The following is a 21,133-nucleotide window of genomic DNA, read 5'->3' on the forward strand; positions in this document are numbered from 1 at the left end:
CACTCCCTTTTATCGCTGAAACAGCTTGCCCGATGGATGATTAGAACCATGAATTTGACCATGGCAGTTCATACAGCTTTGTCCGGCATTAAATGCATTAGGCGAGTTACCAAATACGGCGTTAGATGCGTGGCCATCAGAGGCGTGGCATTGCTGGCATAATTGCGGTGGTTTACTAATAAGCATGCCTTCATTCACGCTGCCGTGTGGATTGTGACAAGTGGCGCAGTTATCAGTGACCGGAGAGTGTTCCCAAAGTTTTGGTCCGCGTTTTTCTGCATGGCAGCCATAGCAGTTTTCATTCACGCTCATTTGCTTAAGATTGGCATCGCTCATTGAACCGTGTGGATTATGGCAATCGCTACACACCATTTGTTGCCACTTAAGCGGGTGTGATGAGCGTTTGTGCATGTCGGCTTTTTGCTGAGTATGGCAAGTGGTACAAACTTTAACTTCTTGCGCTCTATCGGCGATGGGGTCGTGTCCAGTATGTACCGAGTGGCAATCGCTACAGGCAACGTCAGCGTTGTCATGGTGATTTCCGCTCCATGCCATGCGCTCATCATCGTTATGACAGCTCATGCATACGCTATTCAGCTTTTGTGCTGGAACTGGGGAGTTAGCGCCAAAGGTGATCATGGGCTCTTTACCACCACGGTTATGTTTACCTTGTGGTCCATGGCAGGCTTCACATTGAAGGTCGGTCATGGGGGAGCCGGGCACATTCGGATTACCGTGGACGCCATCAAAAAGTGCCATGACAGTTTCACTGCGACGGTGGCACATCAGACAGGAGTCAGCCCCTTTCGGTGAGTAATTTCCTTCAGCGAACTTCTGGTCGAGAATAGCTTCGACCTCTTTAGGGTCTTGATCATCCCACGGGGCGGCGGAAAGGTTTAAGCTAAATATCGAAATGATAACAAGGAGGCAAGCGTATGCCGCTCCTCTATTCCAAGTAGATTCCATTTTCATCGTCACACATCCTGAGCGCTCTAATACAGCTATTAATAGTTATGTTAGTAATTACATGAATTACTAATCTCTAATAATAGATGACTTTTGTGATATAGGCGTACAAAAAATGTGTCATTTATGTTGCTAAATTCGTGACTTATAAAATGTATTTTTAAAAGTGTGATATTGATCACGTTAGGAAAATAAGCTTAGTGTTTTTAAATGATAATCGAAATCATTTGCAATAAATATTTTACTGTTTGGGAGTTATGTCACACAATACAGAACACAATTGAAAACTATTATTATTTGCAGTTGTAAAAGTTGATCTAGGTAAAGTTATTCAGACAGAAGCTTAGTTAAAATCGGCTTAAAGCTGAACTTAGTATGCCTTTATAAAGGTAAAAGGGAACCATGAAATTAAGTGAACTGAAACCGGGTGATAGTGCGAAAATTTCCCAAGTCGGTCATATCGAATTACCTGCCGTTGTAAAACGTAAACTCTTATCGATGGGCATCACCCCAAACACTTCCTTTACTATGATACGCAGAGCACCGATGGGCTCAGGTATGGAGCTAGCCATTCGGGGAAGTAAATTATGTATGCGTCAAGAACTCGCTGAAGTCATAGAGGTAGAGGTTGCTCATGTCTAAACAATTTCATTGCGTAACCGTTGGTAATCCTAATGCGGGGAAATCAACCTTATTTAACGCGCTTACCGGGGCTAACCAGCAAGTCGGTAACTGGTCAGGTGTGACCGTAGAAAAGAAAACTGGCCAATTTACTCTCAATAATACTGATGTTCAGCTTACTGATTTACCAGGAATTTATGATTTGCTGCCCGCTGGGAATAGTTGCGATTGTTCATTAGATGAGCAAATTGCGCAGCTGTATCTCGCAGAGCAGAAAATTGATGGCATCATCAACCTAATTGATGCTACCAATATTGAACGCCATTTATACCTAACTGTGCAGCTTCGAGAGATGGGTATCCCAATGGTTGTGGTGGTCAATAAAATTGATGCCGCGAAAGAGCACGGTATCGAAATTGATACGCAAAAAATGGCTGAGCAACTTGGTTGCCCAGTGATTGCAGTATGTTCTCATGTAGCTGATGATATCGAGAAAATAAAATCTCAATTCGTTGACCTTTTAGCGGGTAAAGTGTCTGAAGAGGCCTTAGTGCTAAATTATGACGCTGAAATTGAGCAAAGTATTCGTGCTTTGTTTGAAAGGGATAGCGGCCTCAGTCGTGGCCGTGCATTGGCGATGTTAGGCAACGGTCTTGGCTGCGGCCAGTGCCAGAATGGTCAATTGCTTAATGAAGTTAAACAATGCACTGAACACCTCTCTGACCAAGGCAAAGATATTGAAATTATGGTCGCCACTACGCGATTTGATTTCGTGCAAAAAGTGTATAACGGTGCGGTGACAAATGGCGACGTTGAAACTGTCAGCGACCGATTGGATAAAGTGATTCTTCACCCATTAGCTGGTGTGCCTATCTTCCTATTTGTCATGTACTTAATGTTCATGTTCAGTATTAATGTGGGTAGTGCATTTATTGATTTCTTTGACATTGCAGCCGGGGCCATTTTTGTTGATCACTTTGGCGCACTGATGTCGAGTATGGGCTCGCCTGATTGGCTGGTGACTATTGTTGCTGGTGGTATTGGCCAAGGTATCCAAACCGTTGCGACATTTATTCCCGTTATTGCCGCACTATTTTTGGCGCTTTCTGTACTTGAAAGCTCGGGTTATATGGCTCGCGCGGCCTTTGTGGTTGATGGCTTGATGCGCCGTATTGGCCTACCGGGTAAGTCTTTTGTGCCGATGATTGTGGGTTTTGGCTGTTCAGTTCCAGCGATTATGGCAACCCGTACCCTAGGCAGCGAGCGGGAACGTATCGTGACTGGCATGATGGCGCCTTTCATGTCTTGTGGCGCACGTTTACCGGTTTATGCATTATTTGCAGCAGCCTTTTTCCCTGAGTCGGGGCAAAACTTAGTCTTCCTGCTTTATATCATCGGCGTATTTGCCGCGATTGGAACCGGTTTATTGCTTCGCAGCACAATTCTACCGGGTACCAGTAGTGCTGTAGTGATGGAGCTACCTAGCTACGAAAAACCAAAATTTAAAGCGGTTATGGGTCGTACTGGCAAGCGCACTAAGAGCTTCATTATGGGCGCAGGTAAAACGATTGTTATTGTGGTCACGCTGCTTAACTTTGTAAATGCGATTGGTGTTGACGGCAGCTTTGGTCATGAAGACAGTTCAGAGTCGGTATTGAGTGTAGCCAGTCAAAAAGTGACTCCGCTGTTTGCACCTATGGGTGTTGAGCAAGAGAACTGGCCGGCCACTGTGGGTATTATTACCGGGATTTTTGCTAAAGAAGCCGTTGTGGGTACCTTAAATAGCTTGTACTCATCTGCAGCGGGTGACGATGAAGAGTTAGCGCCATTAAGCGAGACCTTTGCTGAAGCTTGGGCGACAATTCCTGAAAACCTACTAGGAATTGCACCAGAAGATCCGCTGTCATTAGATGTGGGTGATATTGAAGATGTGGCAGCAGCCTCTGAAGAGCTAGAAGTTGATACCTCTACATTTGGTGCATTACAAGCCGGATTTGGCGGGATTGCAGCAGCGTTTGCTTACCTGTTATTTGTCTTGCTTTATACACCATGTGTTGCAGCAATGGGGGCTTTAGTCGGCGAGTTTGGTTCTCGCTGGGCGGCATTTGCCGGAGTGTGGACTTTTGCGCTTGCATACGGTACGGCGACGGTATTTTATCAAGTAGCCACCTTTGCGGCTCATCCGGTTCAGTCCAGTATGTGGATTGGCTTCTTTAGCGGGGCATTGATTGCCTTCTACCTATGGTTGAAACGCAAAGCTAAGCGCGATGAGTTGATTATCCCTAATGTGCGGGTCATTAGTTAGCTCAACAGCAGTAGTTAAATAGCCTCAAACTAAGCAGCGATTCGTCGCTGCTTAGTTTTTTTATCATTTTGTCATGAAATTTTGCGTCATAGACATTGTATCGGATGGCGATCTGTAGGAATATGCAGGTTTACTCTATTTTCACCCTGATAGCCCTCCCGCTATTGGGGATTTAGCAAAGTTGGCAAAGAGGAATTCCATGAGTCATATGGACACTGAAGTACGTCCTAGCAACTTCATTCGTAACATTATCGATGAAGACATCGCAGCGGGTAAGCACGCGACCGTGCATACGCGTTTTCCACCTGAGCCTAATGGCTATCTGCACATAGGACATGCTAAATCGATCTGCTTGAACTTTGGATTGGCGCAAGACTATAAAGGTTTATGTAACCTTCGTTTTGACGATACCAATCCTGAAAAGGAAGATATCGACTACGTCAACTCGATTCAAGAAGATGTGAAATGGCTTGGGTTCAACTGGGATGGCGATATTTGCTATTCATCGAATTATTTTGATCGCTTGCACGGCTATGCTGTGGAGTTGATTGAAAAAGGCTTAGCGTATGTTTGCTTCCTTAATGGTGAGCAAACCCGTGAATACCGCGGAACATTAAAAGAGCCAGGAAAAGACAGTCCTTATCGCGACACAAGCGTTGAGGAGAACTTGGCGCTGTTTGACAAAATGCGTAAAGGCGAGTTCAAAGAGGGCGAATGCTCGCTACGTGCAAAAGTAGATATGGCATCGCCATTTATGTGCATGCGCGATCCAATTATCTATCGCATTCGCTTCGCTCACCATCACCAAACTGGTGATAAGTGGTGCATTTACCCAATGTATGATTTTACTCATTGCATCTCAGATGCGATTGAGAATATCAGCCACTCACTGTGTACATTAGAGTTCCAAGATAACCGTCGCATTTATGATTGGATCCTTGATCATCTTGATGATTTTCAAGCACCAAACCGCACGCGTCAGTATGAGTTTTCGCGCTTAAATCTTGAATACACCTTGATGTCTAAGCGTAAGCTTAATGATTTAGTAGTGCGAGGTTTAGTTGCAGGTTGGAACGACCCTCGTATGCCAACGATTGCCGGCTTACGTCGCCGCGGCTATACACCTGCATCTATCAGAGAGTTCTGTTTGCGTATTGGTGTCACCAAGCAAGAGAACATGGTTGAAGTGGCTATGCTTGATGCTTGTATCCGTGAAGAGCTCAATGATAATGCACCGCGCGCAATGGCAGTAATTGATCCGATTAAGGTTATCATTGAAAACTATGCCGAAGGCGAGGTCGAAACCATCTATGCCCCTATGCACCCATCTATAGAAGAGATGGGCAAGCGTGAATTAGCGTTTGGTCGAGAGCTCTATATCGATGCGGCTGATTTTCGCGAAGAGGCGAATAAGAAGTACAAGCGTCTTGTACAAGGTAAAGAAGTTCGCCTGCGTAATGCTTATGTCATTAAAGCAGAGCGTTGTGATAAAGATGCGGACGGTAATGTCACCACGATTTATTGCACCTATGACAAAGATACTTTAGGTAAAAACCCTGCCGATGGTCGTAAGGTCAAAGGTGTGATCCATTGGGTTGAAGCGAGTACGGCCAAAGTCGCAGAGTTCCGTTTGTATGACAAACTGTTTATAGATACTAATCCAGCTGCAGCTGAAACTGTTGATGAAGTGTTGAACCCTGAATCATTGGTGGTCAAACACGGTGTTGTAGAGGCTAACCTGGTTAATGCAGAAGCAGAAAAAGCTTATCAGTTTGAGCGTGAAGGCTATTTCTGTGCCGACAATGTAGATTCTACAGCTGATAACTTAGTGTTTAATTTAACAGTGGCGTTACGCGACTCTAAATAGCATTTAAACCTGATGCTGTGGTACTAAAAAAGGCGCTAATTAAGCGCCTTTTTTGTTGCTGGGAGAGCTTATTGATACATTGGGCCAAAGCCCATGCTCCATAAGATCACACTAGATGCCATTAAGGCTACCAGTAATACCAGTCCGGCTGTCACAACTGAGCTAGCATAAATGAAGCCTTTCTCTTCTGGTATATTCATGATTATCGGCACCCCCGTATAAAGCAGGTAAACCGAGTACGCCAAGCCTGCTAGGCCAACGACCATAATAAACCAAAGCGATGGGTACAAAGCGGCAAAGCCGACCATAAATAGCGGTGTAGCTGTATAAGCTGCTAGTTCAAGTGCTTGGGTAAAGCTTGGATTTGCATCAAAGGTTTTTGCCATCCAAAAGGCGAGATAAGCTAGGCCAAATACACCGGCGATTAAGCCGAAGTACATGCCAACAGACATCATTGCTGCGCTGTTACCAGTTAAAAACAGTGGGTCTGAAACACCTAAGTCCCAGCCGAATTGTGTAGAAGCAAAATAAGTACAAATTGCAGGAATAAGCGCAATTAACAGGATATGACTGAGACTGCTCTTTACTGCTTCGTGATTTTGCTCAATAGTCTGCCACTCTTCTTTTGGATGAGTGTATAACCCCATTAAGTGATTTAATATCATTATTGTTATCCTTGTTTAGCTTGATCTTGTGCTCGCCAAACTTCAGACGAACCTCTTTTGCCTTTTGGTCATGTCCCAAATAGACCAGTTAGGCTCCAATACAGTTACAAAATTGTTAACTGCTATGGTTTATTTATTGAACAAAAAATCACCCTAGTCAAGCTAACTTTGCCACCTAAGCACGGAATAATAGGTTTACAGCGAGAAATGCTGGTAAAATACTCTACCAAATCAGCTTAATACCTTGGGTTTATCATGCAGCAACTTTTAGCCCCTATCGAACAGTTTTTAGCCTGTTCGACCCCGGATTCTTGGATAGAAAAGGCCAAGCAACCACAAAACCTCACCACCTTACTGATCGACCACTGTAATTGTGAGTTAAAGGCAGCCCAGACGGCCATGTTCTTGGTGCGTAAATACGCTGTCGACAAAGCCAGTGCTGAGCAGTTGTTGTTATGGGCTAAGCCATATGAGGATTTTGTGTATAAAAAGGAACGTAATATTGAGCGTTTTTTAAACCGGGATGTGAAAAAGAACGATTTAATTGGTGAGCTAACCTGCCGTACTGATTTTGCCCAAGGGCAAGACTTAGTGAATAAGATGGTGCGCTTAATCAAGGAGGAGTTTCACCACTTTGAGCAAGTCTTAGCGATTATGCACAGCCGAGGTATTGAATATGAAAATCGTCGTGCCGGTCGTTACGCTAAAGGGATGATGAAGCAAGTGCGCACATACGAACCCGCTGCGTTAATTGATAAGTTGATTGTCGGGGCATTTATTGAAGCTCGCTCTTGTGAACGGTTTGCTAAGCTTGCGCCACATCTGGATGATGAACTGAATCGGTTTTACGTATCGTTATTACGCTCAGAAGCACGCCATTATCAGGATTACTTAGCCTTAGCTAGCGATATTGCGCAGGATGATATTAGTGCGCGAGTGGCAGATTTTGCTGCGACAGAAGCCGCGCTAATTAGCAGTGAAGACAGTGATTTTCAATTCCACAGTGGTGCGCCGATCGCATAAGATCGCAAGTATGTTCAAGTTAGCGCCGCGGTGCGCTATTTGCTTGCACAGTCCAAAGCCCCAGCAGTTAAGGCGATTCCAGTTGCTGAGACGCTCAATACGCTGCTTTGCTCATACCAGTCTCCAACAACAATACGCTGTTTGTGTTGTGTGAGTTGGTGAATAGCTGGTCGATGGGTATGGCCATGGATCATGTTTATGCAGTGTGTGCTGGTGAGTAATTGATCAACCGCATCCGCTTCGACATCCATAATGGTGTAACTTTTATGCTGATTACTTTGCTGACTCTTTTGTCTGAGTTTAGCGGCAATGTTAAGCCGTGTGGCACTGGGCAGTAGGCGATAAAGAAATTTAACCCAGGGCCAATTTCTAAAACGTCTAAAGCGCTGATAGCTCTTATCTAAAGTGCATAAACTGTCGCCATGTAATATCACGGTGGGGGTGCCATAGAGATTGATGACACTGACTTCTGGGAGTAGGGTCATATTGGCGCGTTCAGCGAACGCTTTACCCAATAGGAAATCGCGATTGCCGTGGATAAAATAAACCGGGATGTGCTGACAACTTTGACTAATTTTATCAGCAATGGCCAAAGCAAAAGGTTCTGCGATATCGTCACCCACCCAGACCTCAAACAGATCACCAATAATATACAGGGCTTCACACTCGCCCAATTGGGTATCGAGAAAGTGATAGAAAGCTTGGGTGATATCGGGGCGATCAGCACTTAAGTGCAGATCGCCAACAAACAAGGTTTGTTCCACTCGCGGTTATTCAGCGATGATGGCTTTTTCAATAACAACAGCTTCAAGCGGGACATCTTGATGCATGCCACGGTTACCCGTGCTGACTGCTTTAATCTTATCGACGATGTCCATGCCCTCAGTCACCTTACCAAATACGCAGTAACCCCAACCTTGGCTGGTCTCTGACTTAAAGTCTAAGAACGTATTGTCGTTAATGTTGATGAAGAACTGAGCAGTGGCTGAATGTGGATCTGAAGTGCGTGCCATAGCAATAGTGCCTACTGCGTTTGAAAGGCCATTGTTTGCTTCGTTCTTAATGGTTTCCTTTGAGGTTTTTTGCACCATATCTTCAGTGAATCCACCACCTTGAATCATAAAGCCATCGATTACACGGTGAAAAATTGTGCCATCATAAAAGCCTTCTTTAACGTAGCTTAGGAAGTTTTCAGCGGTGACTGGCGCATTTTCAGTATCAAGTTCTAGAACGATGTTACCGTGGTTAGTTTGCAGTGTGATCATGTTTTTAATTCTCAACATAGTTTGTCTTTCAAGATAGCTGGCGATTTTAGCCTAAATGATTAGTAGCATAAAGCGCTAACTGGCATTCATATCGCCGCAGTTGCTTTAGAAGCGGCAAGAATATTTTTATAAAGCCTGTGAACTAAGGTAAAAAACGCGTACATGTTGGCTGTATCCGCTGGAAGCGGCTGATTTCAGGTGATAGACTGAAGTTCTTTTTTATCAATGCAAAACAATAGAGAACGTCAATGTTGAAGATATACAACAGTCTTACCCGCCAAAAAGAGCAATTTAAACCATTACAGCCAGGAAAAGTTGGCATGTATGTGTGCGGGGTAACCATATATGACTTGTGTCATATCGGTCATGGACGCACTTTTGTATCTTTTGACATGATAGTTCGTTATTTGCGTTATCGTGGTTATGAAGTTAACTTTCAGCGCAATATCACCGATGTCGATGATAAAATTATCAAGCGTGCTGCTGAAAATAATGAATCATGTGAAGCATTAACAGAGCGCCTTATTGGTGAAATGCATGCAGATTTTGATGCCTTGAGCATGAAGCGTCCTGATTTTGAACCTCGTGCAACGCTACATATTCCTGAAATCATCGAGATGGTGGAGCTGTTGATTGCACGTGATCACGCCTATGTTGCCGCCGATGGTGATGTACTCTTTAGCGTGGCTTCATTCCCAGAATATGGTCAGCTATCAGGTCAAAACCTTGATCAACTACAGGCGGGTGCCCGCGTTGAGGTTGATGAAAATAAACGTGACCCAATGGATTTTGTGCTTTGGAAAATGTCAAAGCCGGGTGAGCCTACTTGGGATTCGCCTTGGGGACCGGGCCGCCCTGGCTGGCATATTGAATGTTCAGCAATGAACTCAAAGCACTTAGGCCAGCATTTTGATATTCATGGTGGCGGCTCTGATCTGCAGTTCCCGCACCATGAAAATGAAATTGCCCAGTCTTGCTGCGCCCATGACACCCCGTATGTTAACTATTGGATGCATACAGGCATGGTGATGGTCGACAAAGAGAAAATGTCCAAGTCATTGAATAACTTTTTCACCATTCGTGACGTGTTAGGTCATTACGATGCCGCGACTGTACGCTACTTTTTGTTGTCTGGGCACTATCGGAGCCAATTGAACTATTCTGAAGACAACCTAAAACAAGCCAAGTCAGCACTAGAGCGATTATATACGGCACTGAAGGGGCTTGACCTTACTGTTGCAGCTGCGCCCGCTGAAGCTTTTGTGTCTAAGTTTACTCAGGCCATGGATGATGACTTCAACACGCCGGAAGCCTATTCTGTGCTATTTGATATGGTACGAGAAATTAACCGCCTTAAAGTGGATGACTTAGCCAGTGCTTCGGCTCTTGGCGTTGCGTTAAAGCAACTTGCTGACGTGTTAGGCATATTAGACCAAGAAGTTGACGCGTTCTTTAAAGGCGAGGGCAGTGACGATGAAGTGGCTCAGATTGAAGCACTGATTGCAGAACGTAACCGAGCACGCGCCGAGAAAGATTGGCCAGCCGCGGATGTGGCTAGAGATGGTCTTAACGCATTGGGTGTGGTACTGGAAGATGGCCCAGAGGGCACCACTTGGCGTAAGAAGTAGTGACGCGAAATGTAAACAAAAATGCCTGCTAATTAGCAGGCATTTTTTATGGCGACTACATTATGCATTGCACGTTAGTCGTGATATTGCTCCGCCGCATATAAGGTGTTTTCAAGTAGGCTGGCAATTGTCATCGGCCCAACACCACCTGGAACAGGTGTAATGTGACTGGCGTTTTGCGCTGCAACATCATATTGCACATCGCCAACTAACTTACCGTCTTCTAAACGGTTAATGCCCACATCGATAACGATGGCACCGGGTTTTATCCATTCGCCAGGAATGAAGCCGGGTTTACCGACAGCCACAACCACTAAATCAGCTTGGCGAACCTTTTGCTCAAGGTTTTTGGTAAAACGATGGCAAGTGGTTGTCGTGCAACCTGCAAGTAATAGCTCTAGAGTCATTGGGCGGCCAACAATATTGGACGCGCCAACCACTACAGCATCTAGGCCATAAGTATCCACGCCGGTCGATTTAATTAGCGTAATAATGCCCATTGGTGTACATGAGCGTAATACCGGAATACGTTGTGCAAGACGACCAACATTGTAGGGATGGAACCCATCAACATCTTTGTCTGGACGAATACGCTCAATGACTTTTGACTCTTCAATATGCGCTGGCAGTGGTAGTTGCACCAAAATGCCGTCGATAGCGTTATCTTCGTTGCACTTATCAATTAAGGCTAATAGGTCTGCTTCAGTGGTATCACTGGGTAGATCAAATGATTGAGAAAGAAAACCCACTTCTTCGCAGGCACGTCTTTTGCTACCGACATAAACTTGTGAAGCCGGATCAGCTCCGACAAGAATTACGGCTAAACCGGGGACGCGTTGTCCTGCCTCTTTGCGGGCAGTGACTTTCTCAGTTAGCTGTTTTCGAATGGATTGGGCTATTGCTTTTCCATCGATAATTTGGGCTGTCATGGGGGTAGGCTATCCTTTATCTGGCGCGATAATAAAAACGGCGCTATTTTAACAGGGCGCATAGCAACTGTCATTTAATTACCTGTGCAACAAACCGTTTTCATATGCGGATAATCAATTTTGCGACCGACTGCAATATAGATGGTGATAAAGGCGAACATATTTGGGCCATGTTGGCTAATATAAGTGTGGCTCGGTGATTACAGCGCAATTATATTGCGATTAGTCGGTAAATTGAGCAAGCGAGTCAGCTTTATCAAAAAAGTCATTGACGGGTTTTATGTGAGGGGATAAGATGCGCTCCGTTCTCAACGATGGTAGCATCGTTACAGTAGAATGACTCGGTGATTAGCGCAGCCCGGTAGCGCATCTGGTTTGGGACCAGAGGGTCAGAGGTTCGAATCCTCTATCACCGACCACTCATTTTTAGATAGTGATTTTATATCGGTATCGAAACACAAAATTCGGTGATTAGCGCAGCCCGGTAGCGCATCTGGTTTGGGACCAGAGGGTCAGAGGTTCGAATCCTCTATCACCGACCAAATTTTAAGATAATGCAACGCGTTATCTCGCCCAGTTAGGATATGAACTTAGTTCATAACGAAGCGCCCGTAGCTCAGTTGGATAGAGCATCCGCCTTCTAAGCGGATGGCCGCAGGTTCGAATCCTGCCGGGCGTACCATATCAGTGGTGATTGTAGCTCAGTTGGTAGAGCCCCGGATTGTGATTCCGGTTGTCGTGGGTTCAAGTCCCATCAGTCACCCCACTTCTTTTGAAGAAAATAAAAAAAGCGACCTCTGGTCGCTTTTTTTACGCCTGTTATTGGCCATTTGAGGTCGACTCCATCAAAAAGCATCGCTATAATGTCGCGTCTTGATAAATTACAACACAGAGCGATGACTGCCAAAATTCAGTATTGATAGGCATTCTAGTCGATTTTTAAGATCAAGAAACGAATACCTGAGTAGTTGATGATTCGACTATTCCTAAAGGACGTTTGACATATTTCGAGGTAAAACAATGCAAGTTTCTGTTGAAACAACCCAAGGTCTAGAGCGCCGTCTGACCATTTCTGTTCCTGCTGAGCAGATTGAAAAAGCTGTAAGCGATAGTCTTAAAAACGAAGCAAAGCGTGCGCGTCTTCCTGGTTTCCGTCCAGGCAAGGTACCTGTTAGCGTTATCAACAAGCGTTATGGCAAGGCAATTCGTCAAGACATCACTGGTGAAGTGATGCAGCGTAATTTCGTTGAAGCAATCATTGCTGAAAAACTAAACCCAGCTGGTACACCAACTTTCGCACCAGGCGAAACTGAAGGCGAAGACTTTAAGTTTGTAGCGACTTTTGAAATCTACCCAGAAGTAGAACTAAGTGGCCTAGACACTATTGAAGTTGAGCAACCAACTGCTGAAGTGACTGAAGCTGACGTTGATGCGATGATCGAAACATTGCGTAAGCAACATGCAACGTTTGAAGCTGTTGAGCGCGAAGCTGCAGAAGGCGACAAAGCAAAAATCAACTTCGTTGGTTCTGTAGACGGTGAAGAGTTTGAAGGCGGCAAAGCTGATGACTTCGAACTTGAGCTAGGTAGCGGTCGTATGATCCCAGGTTTCGAATCTGGTGTTGAAGGCCACAAAGCAGGTGAAGAGTTCGAAATCGACGTAACTTTCCCTGAAGATTACCATGCAGAAAACCTAAAAGGTAAAGCGGCTAAGTTCGTTATTACCCTAAACGAAGTTCAAGCTGCTAACCTACCAGAAGTTAACGATGAGTTTGCTTCTCTATTTGGTGTGACTGAAGGCGGCCTAGAGGCGCTTAAAGCTGAGATCCGTAAGAACATGGGTCGTGAACTAGAGCAAGCACTAAAAGCAAACGTGAAAGAGCAAGTACTAAATGGTCTACTTGCTAACAACGAAATTGAATTACCAAAATCATTGATTGATGGTGAAGTGAACGTGCTTCGTCAGCAAGCTATGCAACGTTTTGGTGACCAAGCTGCTAACATGCCTGAGCTACCAGCTGACCTGTTCACTGAGCAAGCAGAGCGTCGCGTTAAAGTCGGTCTACTTCTTGGCGAAGTCATCAAGACTAACGAGCTAAAAGCTGAAGATGAGCGTGTTCAAGCATTGATCGCTTCTATGGCTTCTGCTTACGAAGATCCAAGTGAAGTTGTTGAGTATTACAACAACAACCAAGAGCTAATGCAGAACATGCGTAACGTAGCGCTTGAAGAGCAAGCTGTAGAAGAAATCCTAAAATCTGCTAAATTGACCGAAAAAGAAGTCAATTTCGAAGAATTTATGAACAAGGCTACCGCTAGCGCGTAAGCTTCGCTTGGCTTAAATGGCAGTTAGCCATTTATAATGGCTCGTATGAGGTTCCTCATGCGAGCCGTTTTTATTTAGGGAAGTCAATAATGCAAAATGCACCAGAGTCAGTACTAAATGCACTTGTTCCTATGGTTGTTGAACAAACAGCTAAAGGTGAACGTTCATATGATATTTATTCACGACTATTAAAAGAGCGCGTTATCTTTTTAGTTGGTCAAGTTGAAGAGCATATGGCGAACCTTATTGTCGCTCAGTTACTGTTTTTGGAATCAGAGAGCCCAGATAAAGATATTTATTTATATATCAACTCGCCAGGCGGCTCTGTGACAGCAGGTATGGCAATTTACGACACCATGCAGTTTATTAAACCCAATGTCAGCACAGTGTGCATTGGTCAAGCGGCAAGTATGGGCGCATTCTTATTAGCGGGTGGTGCAGAGGGCAAGCGTCATTGCTTACCTAACTCTCGAGTGATGATTCACCAACCGCTAGGTGGTTTCCAAGGACAGGCATCGGATATTGCTATCCATGCACAAGAAATCTTGGGCATTAAGAACAAGCTTAATAAAATGCTTGCTGAACATACAGGCCAACCTCTAGAAGTGATTGAGCGCGATACCGACCGCGATAACTTTATGAGTGCTGATGAAGCGGCTGAATATGGTCTTGTTGACTCTGTATTGAGCAAACGAGGCTGATATTTGTTTATAGCTGGGCTATGATTCAGTAATAAGCAATAGAAATGATTTAAGCAGTTTCGGTGACTGCGCAAGAGGTAGTGTAATGGGTGACAACAAAAGTACGGGTGATGGTGGGAAGCTGCTGTATTGCTCTTTTTGTGGAAAGAGTCAACACGAAGTAAGAAAGCTGATTGCTGGTCCTTCAGTGTACGTTTGTGATGAATGTGTCGAATTGTGTAACGATATCATTAGGGAAGAGATTAAAGAGATCTCACCTAAGCAAGAGCAAGATAAGTTACCAACACCACACGAGCTAAGAGCGCACCTAGATGATTACGTCATAGGTCAAGAGAAAGCCAAGAAGGTGTTATCGGTTGCAGTGTACAATCACTACAAGCGATTAAAGAATGCCTCACCTAAAGACGGGGTAGAACTCGGTAAAAGTAATATTTTGCTGATTGGTCCAACGGGTAGTGGTAAAACGCTGCTTGCTGAAACGCTAGCCCGGTTCTTGAATGTTCCCTTTACTATGGCTGATGCGACAACGCTAACCGAAGCAGGCTATGTGGGTGAAGATGTAGAGAACATCATTCAAAAGCTGCTACAAAAATGCGACTACGATGTCGAGAAAGCGCAGCGTGGTATCGTCTATATCGATGAGATTGATAAAATCAGCCGTAAGTCTGATAATCCTTCGATCACTCGCGATGTTTCCGGTGAAGGTGTTCAACAAGCACTGCTTAAGCTTATTGAAGGCACAGTGGCTGCAGTACCACCACAGGGTGGCCGTAAGCATCCACAGCAAGAGTTTTTACAGGTTGATACCTCTAAGATACTTTTCGTGTGTGGCGGCGCATTTGCGGGCTTAGAGAAAGTGATTGAACAACGCTCTCATGTCGGTACCGGTATCGGATTTGGTGCCGAAGTGAAAGGCGAAGATGACAAGGCGACCATTTCAGATACCTTGCTACAGGTTGAACCTGAAGATTTGGTTAAGTATGGATTGATCCCAGAGTTTATTGGCCGTCTACCTGTATTAGCCACCTTAGCAGAACTTGATGCCGATGCATTAATTCAAATTTTGTCTCAACCTAAAAATGCACTGACTAAACAGTTTGCGGCGTTGTTTGAGATGGAAGACGTTGAACTAGAGTTTAGAGAAGATGCGCTTAAAGCGATTGCTCAAAAAGCCATGACCCGTAAAACAGGTGCACGTGGTTTACGTTCAATTGTTGAGGGTATCTTGCTCGATATCATGTATGACCTACCGTCAACGGATAACGTGGCCAAAGTGGTTATCGATGAGTCCGTGGTTAACGGTGAGTCATCGCCAATACTGATCTACGAAACAAACGATAATCAAGCTGCTGGCGCTGAGTAAACTTTCGCCAATTGATTAGCAGATAGATAAAAAGGAGTCCTAGTGACTCCTTTTTTCATTTTTACCATTGAAACAGCGTAAATCATCCCAATATACTTCTAAGTATTGTTATCAAACGGAATCGAGCTATGACCTTAGAGCGTGAAGCGCGAATCGAACTCCCCGTACTACCACTGAGAGATGTGGTGGTTTATCCCCATATGGTTATTCCGTTATTTGTTGGACGGGAAAAATCTATCCGTTGTTTAGAAACGGCAATGGAGCAAGATAAGCAAATTATTTTAGTGGCTCAACGTGATGCAGATTTAGATGAGCCCACCAGTGACGATATTTTCGAAGTCGGCACTGTCGCATCGATTTTACAACTGCTTAAGTTACCCGACGGTACCGTTAAGGTATTGGTAGAAGGCGGCCAGCGTGCGCGCATTGAAAAGTATACTCAAGAAGAAGAGTTCTTTGTTGCTACGGCGCAGTATCTTGAATCTGCGCAAATGGCTGACAAAGAAGAAGAGGTCCTTGTTCGCTCAGCCGTGGGTCAGTTTGAAGGTTACATAAAGCTCAATAAGAAAATTCCACCAGAAGTTCTCACGTCACTCTCAGGTATCGATGAAGCTGCACGCTTAGCTGACACCATGGCTGCGCATATGCCACTGAAACTTGACGACAAGCAGTCAGTGCTAGAGATGGTTGATGTTGCCGAGCGCCTTGAGTATTTGATGGCGATGATGGAAGCTGAAATCGATCTGTTGCAAGTTGAGAAACGTATCCGTTCTCGCGTTAAGAAGCAGATGGAAAAGAGTCAGCGTGAGTATTATCTCAACGAACAGATGAAAGCGATTCAAAAAGAGCTGGGAGACATTGACGAGTCCCATGATGAATTTGAGTCGTTAGCGAAAAAAATTGCCGAAGCTGGCATGCCTGAAGAGGCACAAGAGAAAGCCACTTCTGAGCTCAATAAGCTGAAAATGATGTCACCAATGTCGGCAGAGGCTACCGTTGTACGTAGCTATGTTGATTGGATGATCTCAGTCCCTTGGCGCCAACGTTCAAAGATTAAACGTGATTTGAGCAAAGCAGAAGACGTGCTAGATACAGACCACTTTGGACTTGAGAAAGTCAAAGAGCGTATTTTGGAATATCTTGCAGTTCAAAGCCGAGTCAAACAACTTAAAGGGCCGATTTTGTGCCTAGTTGGCCCGCCAGGCGTTGGTAAAACCTCGCTAGGTCAGTCAATAGCTAAAGCGACCGGCCGTAAGTATGTGCGTGTAGCGTTAGGCGGCGTCAGAGATGAGGCGGAAATCCGTGGTCATAGAAGAACCTACATTGGCTCTATGCCAGGTAAAGTGATTCAAAAGATGTCTAAGGTTGGGGTGAAGAACCCGCTATTCTTACTCGATGAAATCGATAAGATGAGCTCGGACATGCGCGGCGATCCATCGTCTGCCTTACTCGAAGTGCTTGACCCAGAACAGAACTCGGCTTTCAGTGATCACTATCTAGAAGTGGATTACGATTTGTCCGATGTTATGTTTGTCGCAACATCGAACTCAATGAATATCCCAGGTCCGCTGCTTGACCGTATGGAGGTGATTCGTCTTTCTGGCTATACCGAAGACGAAAAGCTCAATATTGCTAAGCAACACTTGTTGCCAAAGCAGGTTAAGCGCAATGGCCTTAAAGCCAGTGAAGTGACCGTAGACGATAGTGCTATTGTGGGTATTATTCGCTACTACACCCGTGAAGCTGGTGTACGTGCACTTGAGCGTGAGTTATCCAAAATTTGCCGTAAAGTTGTTAAGCAAATCTTGTTAGACAAGCAGTTAAAGCATATTGAAGTCAATGCTGACAACCTGAAGTCTTTCCTTGGTGTTCAACGTTTTGACTACGGTAAAGCGGAGTCGAATAACCAGATTGGTCAAGTGACTGGGCTTGCTTATACTGAAGTGGGCGGCGATTTGCTCACCATTGAGGCGACCTCAGTACCGGGTAAAGGCAAGTTAGCTTATACCGGCTCGCTTGGTGATGTGATGCAAGAGTCAATTCAGGCGGCAATGACAGTGGTTCGGGCTCGTGCCGAACAGCTCGGCATTAACCCTGATTTTTATGAAAAACGCGATATCCATGTACACGTACCGGAAGGCGCGACACCAAAAGACGGTCCATCAGCGGGTGCCGCAATGTGCACAGCCTTGGTATCTAGCTTAACGGGTAATCCTGTACGCGCTGATGTGGCGATGACAGGTGAAATTACCCTACGTGGTGAGGTCTTGCCAATTGGTGGGTTGAAAGAAAAATTGTTGGCAGCGCATCGCGGTGGCACCAAGTTGGTGCTGATTCCCAAGGAAAATGAGCGAGATTTGGAAGAAATTCCAGCAAACGTGATTGCCGATCTCGAAATTCGCCCAGTGAAATGGGTTGACGAAGTACTGGAATTGGCGCTTGAGCGACCAATCGAAGGCTTTGAAGTGGTTAAAAATTTGGGCTAACGCAAGAAATTACAGTATTGCCTTAAAAAAAATGCAAAAAGGGGCTTTTTCTAGCCGCTAGCTGTGGTAGCCTAGGTCTGTGGAGAGTTTCAACGCTACAGCCCTTGAGGCTACTGGTTTTGAGGCAAATCCAATTTTATTTCTTAGGTTTTCCTATTTGGCTTGAACTTTGTTTTCAAGCTTGTTATAAAAAGCCTCCGCAGACCGCTCTAGAGAAGGATTTGGTTGCGGCGCAAAAAAATTACATTCAAGGGGATGACATGAACAAATCTGAACTAATCGAGAAAATCGCTTCTGGTGCTGACATTTCTAAAGCGGCTGCTGGCCGTGCACTAGACTCTTTCATTGATGCTGTAACTAACGGCCTAAAAGATGGCGATAAGATTTCTCTTGTTGGTTTCGGTACTTTTGAAGTTCGTCAACGTGCAGAGCGTACTGGTCGCAACCCACAGACGGGTAAAGAGATCAAAATCGCAGCAGCGAACATTCCAGCTTTCAAAGCCGGTAAAGCGCTAAAAGACGCCGTAAACTAAGAATTAGTTTAAGGTGTAGCCTTTGTAAGGCTTACTCGTAAAGCATACAAGCACTGTCTAGACAGTGCTTTTTACGAGTTATAGAGAAGAGAAGTTTGTTTCATTCTCATGATGTTAATCCAAATACGACCACATTTGGATTAGCAACAAAATTACAAGAAGGCGCATTCAGTTATTGATGCGCCTTTTTATTTTTTAATCGCAACGAGCGAGATGTCAGATGTTAGAAAAAATTCGCGAAGGCTCCCAAGGCGTAATAGCCAAAAGTATTCTAGTTCTGGTAATACTTTCCTTTGCATTTACTGGTGTAAGTAGTTATTTAGGATCTTCAACAGAACAAGCCGCAGCGACGGTGAATGGTGAAGAAATTGGCGTCAGTGCGTTAGAAAACGCCTATCAGAATGAGCGTGCACGCCTTGAGCAGCAATTGGGTGAAATGTACCAAGCATTAGCTGCAGACGAAACTTATCAAGCCAGTATTAAGCAAAGTGTGCTTGAGCGATTAGTTGGTGATAAATTGCTAGATCAAGCGGCGACGGAAATGGGTCTCACTGTTTCTGATGAGCAGATCCGTAACGCGATTATGCAAGAGCCAGCATTTCAAACAGACGGTGTATTTGATAATGACCGCTACCAACGCATCTTGATGCAGCTTGGCTATCAAGCGAGTACCTTCAGAGATATGATGCGTGTTGATATGACTCGCCGCCAGTTAGTGGCATCATTAGTTGGTTCAGAATTCGTATTACCGGGCGAAGCTAACTATATAGCTGAGCTACAAGGCCAAACCCGTGATATTCGTTATCACATCGTTGATGCAACGCCATTTATCGGTAATGTCAGTGTGGCTGACGAAGAAGTTAAAGCCTATTACGATGCTAACCAGTCTCAGTTTATCCAGCCTGAAACTATCAGTCTTGAGTATGTTGAGCTTAATGCCGCTGATATAGCTGCTGATATCACAGTAAGTGAAGAAGATGCACAAGCTTATTATGATGAGAACCAGCGCCAATACCTGCAACCAGAAAAACGTCTAGCAGGACATATTTTGGTTAATCTTGGTGACGATGATGATGCCGCCAAAGCAAAGGCTGAAGCGATTTATGCCAAGTTAACCGCGGGTGAAGGTTTTGCTGAGCTGGCAAAAACTGAATCTGAAGATACCTTTAGTGGTGAGCAAGGCGGTCAATTAGATTGGTTTGAGCAAGGTGTCATGGAGCCAGCGTTTGATGACGCACTTTTTGCCCTTGAGAAAGGCCAATACTCAGCTGTGGTTAAAACAAGTTTTGGTTACCACATTATTAAAGCGCTTGATATCCAACAAGGTAAAACCGCGCCATTTGCTGAAGTCAAAGATAAAATCTTCGCTGATTTGAAAAACAAGCAAGCGATTGATAAGTTCTTTGGTTTACAACAAACACTTGCTGATGTCAGTTATGAAGTACCTGATACGCTATCTGAGACAGCCGCTGAATTAGGTGTTCAGGTTAAGACCTCTCCGGTATTTACTCGCGATAATGCACCAGCGCCTTTAGATAGCCCTGATGTGATGAAAGAAGCGTTCTCATCAGCAGTATTGCTAGACGGCATGAACAGTGAAGTGATTGAAGTTGCGCCTAACCATGTTGTGGTTGTACGTATGAAGTCACATACCGCTGCTGGTACCGTTGAATACAGTAAAGTGCGTGATGGTATTGCTCAGCGCTTAAAGCAAGACAAAGCTAACGACAAAGCTCGTGAAGAAGCCCAGACGATGATGACGGCAGTTAAAGCTGGTGACAGCAGTGTTGATTTACAAGCAAAGACTGCACTTACTCGTTTTGACTCAGACATCGACGGTGCGATTGTCAATAAAGCATTCCAGATTGCTCACCCACAAGGTGAGGCTATTGTAGACACGGTTGCGTTAGCGAATGGCTACGCGGTCGTGGTACTTGATGCCGTGCATGCAGCGCAAGATATTGACCAAGCATTAGTGGAATCAATGAAACAGCGTCTTGCTTCGCAGTTTAGTGAGAACGATTACCGCGCAGTAGTAGCAACGCTTAAAAGCAAAGGTAAAGTTGAATATCCGGTTGTTGAATAACACCTTAGGGTTACATGAAAAAGGCCAGCATTAGCTGGCCTTTTTATTTGCTGTTTTTGTCCCGTCCTGAGATAAGTTGACACTTTGGAGACTTATCTATGAAACCTTCAAGCACAATCAGCATTAAACGTACACAACGTGATTACACATTAGGCTTTAAATTAGCCGTTGTCAGTCAAGTAGAAAAAGGCGAGCTAACCTATAAGCAAGCTCAACAGCACTACGGTATTCAAGGTCGAAGTACGGTCCTTACATGGTTAAGAAAGCATGGTAGATTAGACTGGACGCAACCCATGGAGCACTCTCCTATGTCTAAATCTAAAGAAACACCTGCCCAGAAAATCAAACGATTAGAGAAACAAGTTTCTAA

General features: G+C 44.7%; 17 protein-coding genes and 4 tRNA genes. 16 read left to right on the top strand and 5 right to left on the bottom strand.

Annotation, left to right across the window (positions count from 1 at the left end; all coding sequences use genetic code 11):
• Positions 1 to 9: 9 nt before the first annotated feature.
• Positions 10 to 966 (bottom strand): DmsE family decaheme c-type cytochrome, encoded by a 957-nt coding sequence (locus L865_RS0105660; protein WP_028772342.1) that lies wholly within the window; start codon positions 964 to 966, stop codon positions 10 to 12.
• A gap of 402 nt (positions 967 to 1,368) precedes the next feature.
• Between L865_RS0105660 and L865_RS0105665 the strand changes: the two genes are divergently transcribed.
• From L865_RS0105665 to glnS, 3 genes are all read left to right on the top strand, one after another.
• Positions 1,369 to 1,608: a FeoA family protein gene (locus L865_RS0105665; protein WP_028772343.1), complete on the top strand. Its 240-nt coding sequence runs from the start codon at positions 1,369 to 1,371 to the stop codon at positions 1,606 to 1,608.
• Positions 1,601 to 3,892: a Fe(2+) transporter permease subunit FeoB gene (gene feoB / locus L865_RS0105670; RefSeq protein ID WP_028772344.1), complete on the top strand. Its 2,292-nt coding sequence runs from the start codon at positions 1,601 to 1,603 to the stop codon at positions 3,890 to 3,892. The genes L865_RS0105665 and feoB overlap by 8 nt, the downstream gene beginning before the upstream one ends.
• A gap of 199 nt (positions 3,893 to 4,091) precedes the next feature.
• The gene (gene glnS, locus L865_RS0105675; protein ID WP_028772345.1) at positions 4,092 to 5,759 is read left to right on the top strand and encodes a glutamine--tRNA ligase; all 1,668 of its coding nucleotides are present in this window, start codon (positions 4,092 to 4,094) and stop codon (positions 5,757 to 5,759) included.
• A 68-nt stretch (positions 5,760 to 5,827) separates the two neighbouring features.
• Here glnS and L865_RS0105680 read toward each other — a convergent pair whose 3' ends face one another.
• Complete coding sequence (locus tag L865_RS0105680; RefSeq protein WP_028772346.1) at positions 5,828 to 6,424, bottom strand: Yip1 family protein; 597 nt, start codon at positions 6,422 to 6,424, stop codon at positions 5,828 to 5,830.
• Positions 6,425 to 6,679: 255 nt separating this feature from the next.
• Here L865_RS0105680 and miaE point away from each other — a divergent pair, with 255 nt between their 5' ends.
• Positions 6,680 to 7,447, top strand: a complete 768-nt coding sequence (gene miaE, locus L865_RS0105685) for a tRNA isopentenyl-2-thiomethyl-A-37 hydroxylase MiaE (protein WP_028772347.1) — start codon at positions 6,680 to 6,682, stop codon at positions 7,445 to 7,447.
• A gap of 35 nt (positions 7,448 to 7,482) precedes the next feature.
• Here miaE and L865_RS0105690 read toward each other — a convergent pair whose 3' ends face one another.
• Both L865_RS0105690 and L865_RS0105695 read right to left on the bottom strand, forming a co-directional pair.
• On the bottom strand, positions 7,483 to 8,211 hold the full coding sequence (locus L865_RS0105690; protein ID WP_028772348.1) for a UDP-2,3-diacylglucosamine diphosphatase: 729 nt from the start codon (positions 8,209 to 8,211) through the stop codon (positions 7,483 to 7,485).
• 6 nt (positions 8,212 to 8,217) lie between these two features.
• Complete coding sequence (locus tag L865_RS0105695; protein ID WP_028772349.1) at positions 8,218 to 8,712, bottom strand: peptidylprolyl isomerase; 495 nt, start codon at positions 8,710 to 8,712, stop codon at positions 8,218 to 8,220.
• 248 nt (positions 8,713 to 8,960) lie between these two features.
• Between L865_RS0105695 and cysS the strand changes: the two genes are divergently transcribed.
• Positions 8,961 to 10,340, top strand: coding sequence for a cysteine--tRNA ligase (gene cysS, locus L865_RS0105700; protein WP_028772350.1), 1,380 nt, complete (start codon positions 8,961 to 8,963; stop codon positions 10,338 to 10,340).
• Between the two features lie 74 nt (positions 10,341 to 10,414).
• Here cysS and folD read toward each other — a convergent pair whose 3' ends face one another.
• Entirely contained in the window at positions 10,415 to 11,269 is an 855-nt protein-coding gene (gene folD / locus L865_RS0105705; RefSeq protein ID WP_028772351.1) for a bifunctional methylenetetrahydrofolate dehydrogenase/methenyltetrahydrofolate cyclohydrolase FolD, read from the bottom strand.
• 342 nt (positions 11,270 to 11,611) lie between these two features.
• Between folD and L865_RS0105710 the strand changes: the two genes are divergently transcribed.
• The 11 genes from L865_RS0105710 to L865_RS0105760 all read left to right on the top strand — a co-directional run.
• Positions 11,612 to 11,688 (top strand) — tRNA-Pro (locus L865_RS0105710).
• Between the two features lie 46 nt (positions 11,689 to 11,734).
• Positions 11,735 to 11,811: transfer RNA gene (locus L865_RS0105715), tRNA-Pro, on the top strand.
• A 63-nt stretch (positions 11,812 to 11,874) separates the two neighbouring features.
• Positions 11,875 to 11,951, top strand: a tRNA-Arg gene (locus L865_RS0105720).
• An 8-nt stretch (positions 11,952 to 11,959) separates the two neighbouring features.
• Positions 11,960 to 12,035, top strand: a tRNA-His gene (locus L865_RS0105725).
• A gap of 254 nt (positions 12,036 to 12,289) precedes the next feature.
• On the top strand, positions 12,290 to 13,594 hold the full coding sequence (tig, locus tag L865_RS0105730) for a trigger factor (protein WP_028772352.1): 1,305 nt from the start codon (positions 12,290 to 12,292) through the stop codon (positions 13,592 to 13,594).
• A gap of 89 nt (positions 13,595 to 13,683) precedes the next feature.
• Positions 13,684 to 14,295, top strand: a complete 612-nt coding sequence (gene clpP / locus L865_RS0105735) for an ATP-dependent Clp endopeptidase proteolytic subunit ClpP (protein WP_028772353.1) — start codon at positions 13,684 to 13,686, stop codon at positions 14,293 to 14,295.
• A gap of 85 nt (positions 14,296 to 14,380) precedes the next feature.
• The gene (gene clpX, locus L865_RS0105740) at positions 14,381 to 15,658 is read left to right on the top strand and encodes an ATP-dependent protease ATP-binding subunit ClpX (RefSeq protein WP_028772354.1); all 1,278 of its coding nucleotides are present in this window, start codon (positions 14,381 to 14,383) and stop codon (positions 15,656 to 15,658) included.
• 128 nt (positions 15,659 to 15,786) lie between these two features.
• Complete coding sequence (gene lon / locus L865_RS0105745) at positions 15,787 to 18,144, top strand: endopeptidase La (RefSeq protein WP_028772355.1); 2,358 nt, start codon at positions 15,787 to 15,789, stop codon at positions 18,142 to 18,144.
• 245 nt (positions 18,145 to 18,389) lie between these two features.
• Positions 18,390 to 18,677 (top strand): HU family DNA-binding protein, encoded by a 288-nt coding sequence (locus tag L865_RS0105750; protein WP_169732693.1) that lies wholly within the window; start codon positions 18,390 to 18,392, stop codon positions 18,675 to 18,677.
• A 220-nt stretch (positions 18,678 to 18,897) separates the two neighbouring features.
• On the top strand, positions 18,898 to 20,763 hold the full coding sequence (locus tag L865_RS0105755; protein WP_028772357.1) for a SurA N-terminal domain-containing protein: 1,866 nt from the start codon (positions 18,898 to 18,900) through the stop codon (positions 20,761 to 20,763).
• A gap of 98 nt (positions 20,764 to 20,861) precedes the next feature.
• On the top strand, positions 20,862 to 21,133 hold a 272-nt coding region (locus L865_RS0105760; RefSeq protein ID WP_037470590.1), incomplete at its 3' end, for an IS3 family transposase.

This window comes from Shewanella waksmanii ATCC BAA-643, from assembly GCF_000518805.1.
GTDB classification, from domain to species: domain Bacteria; phylum Pseudomonadota; class Gammaproteobacteria; order Enterobacterales; family Shewanellaceae; genus Shewanella; species Shewanella waksmanii.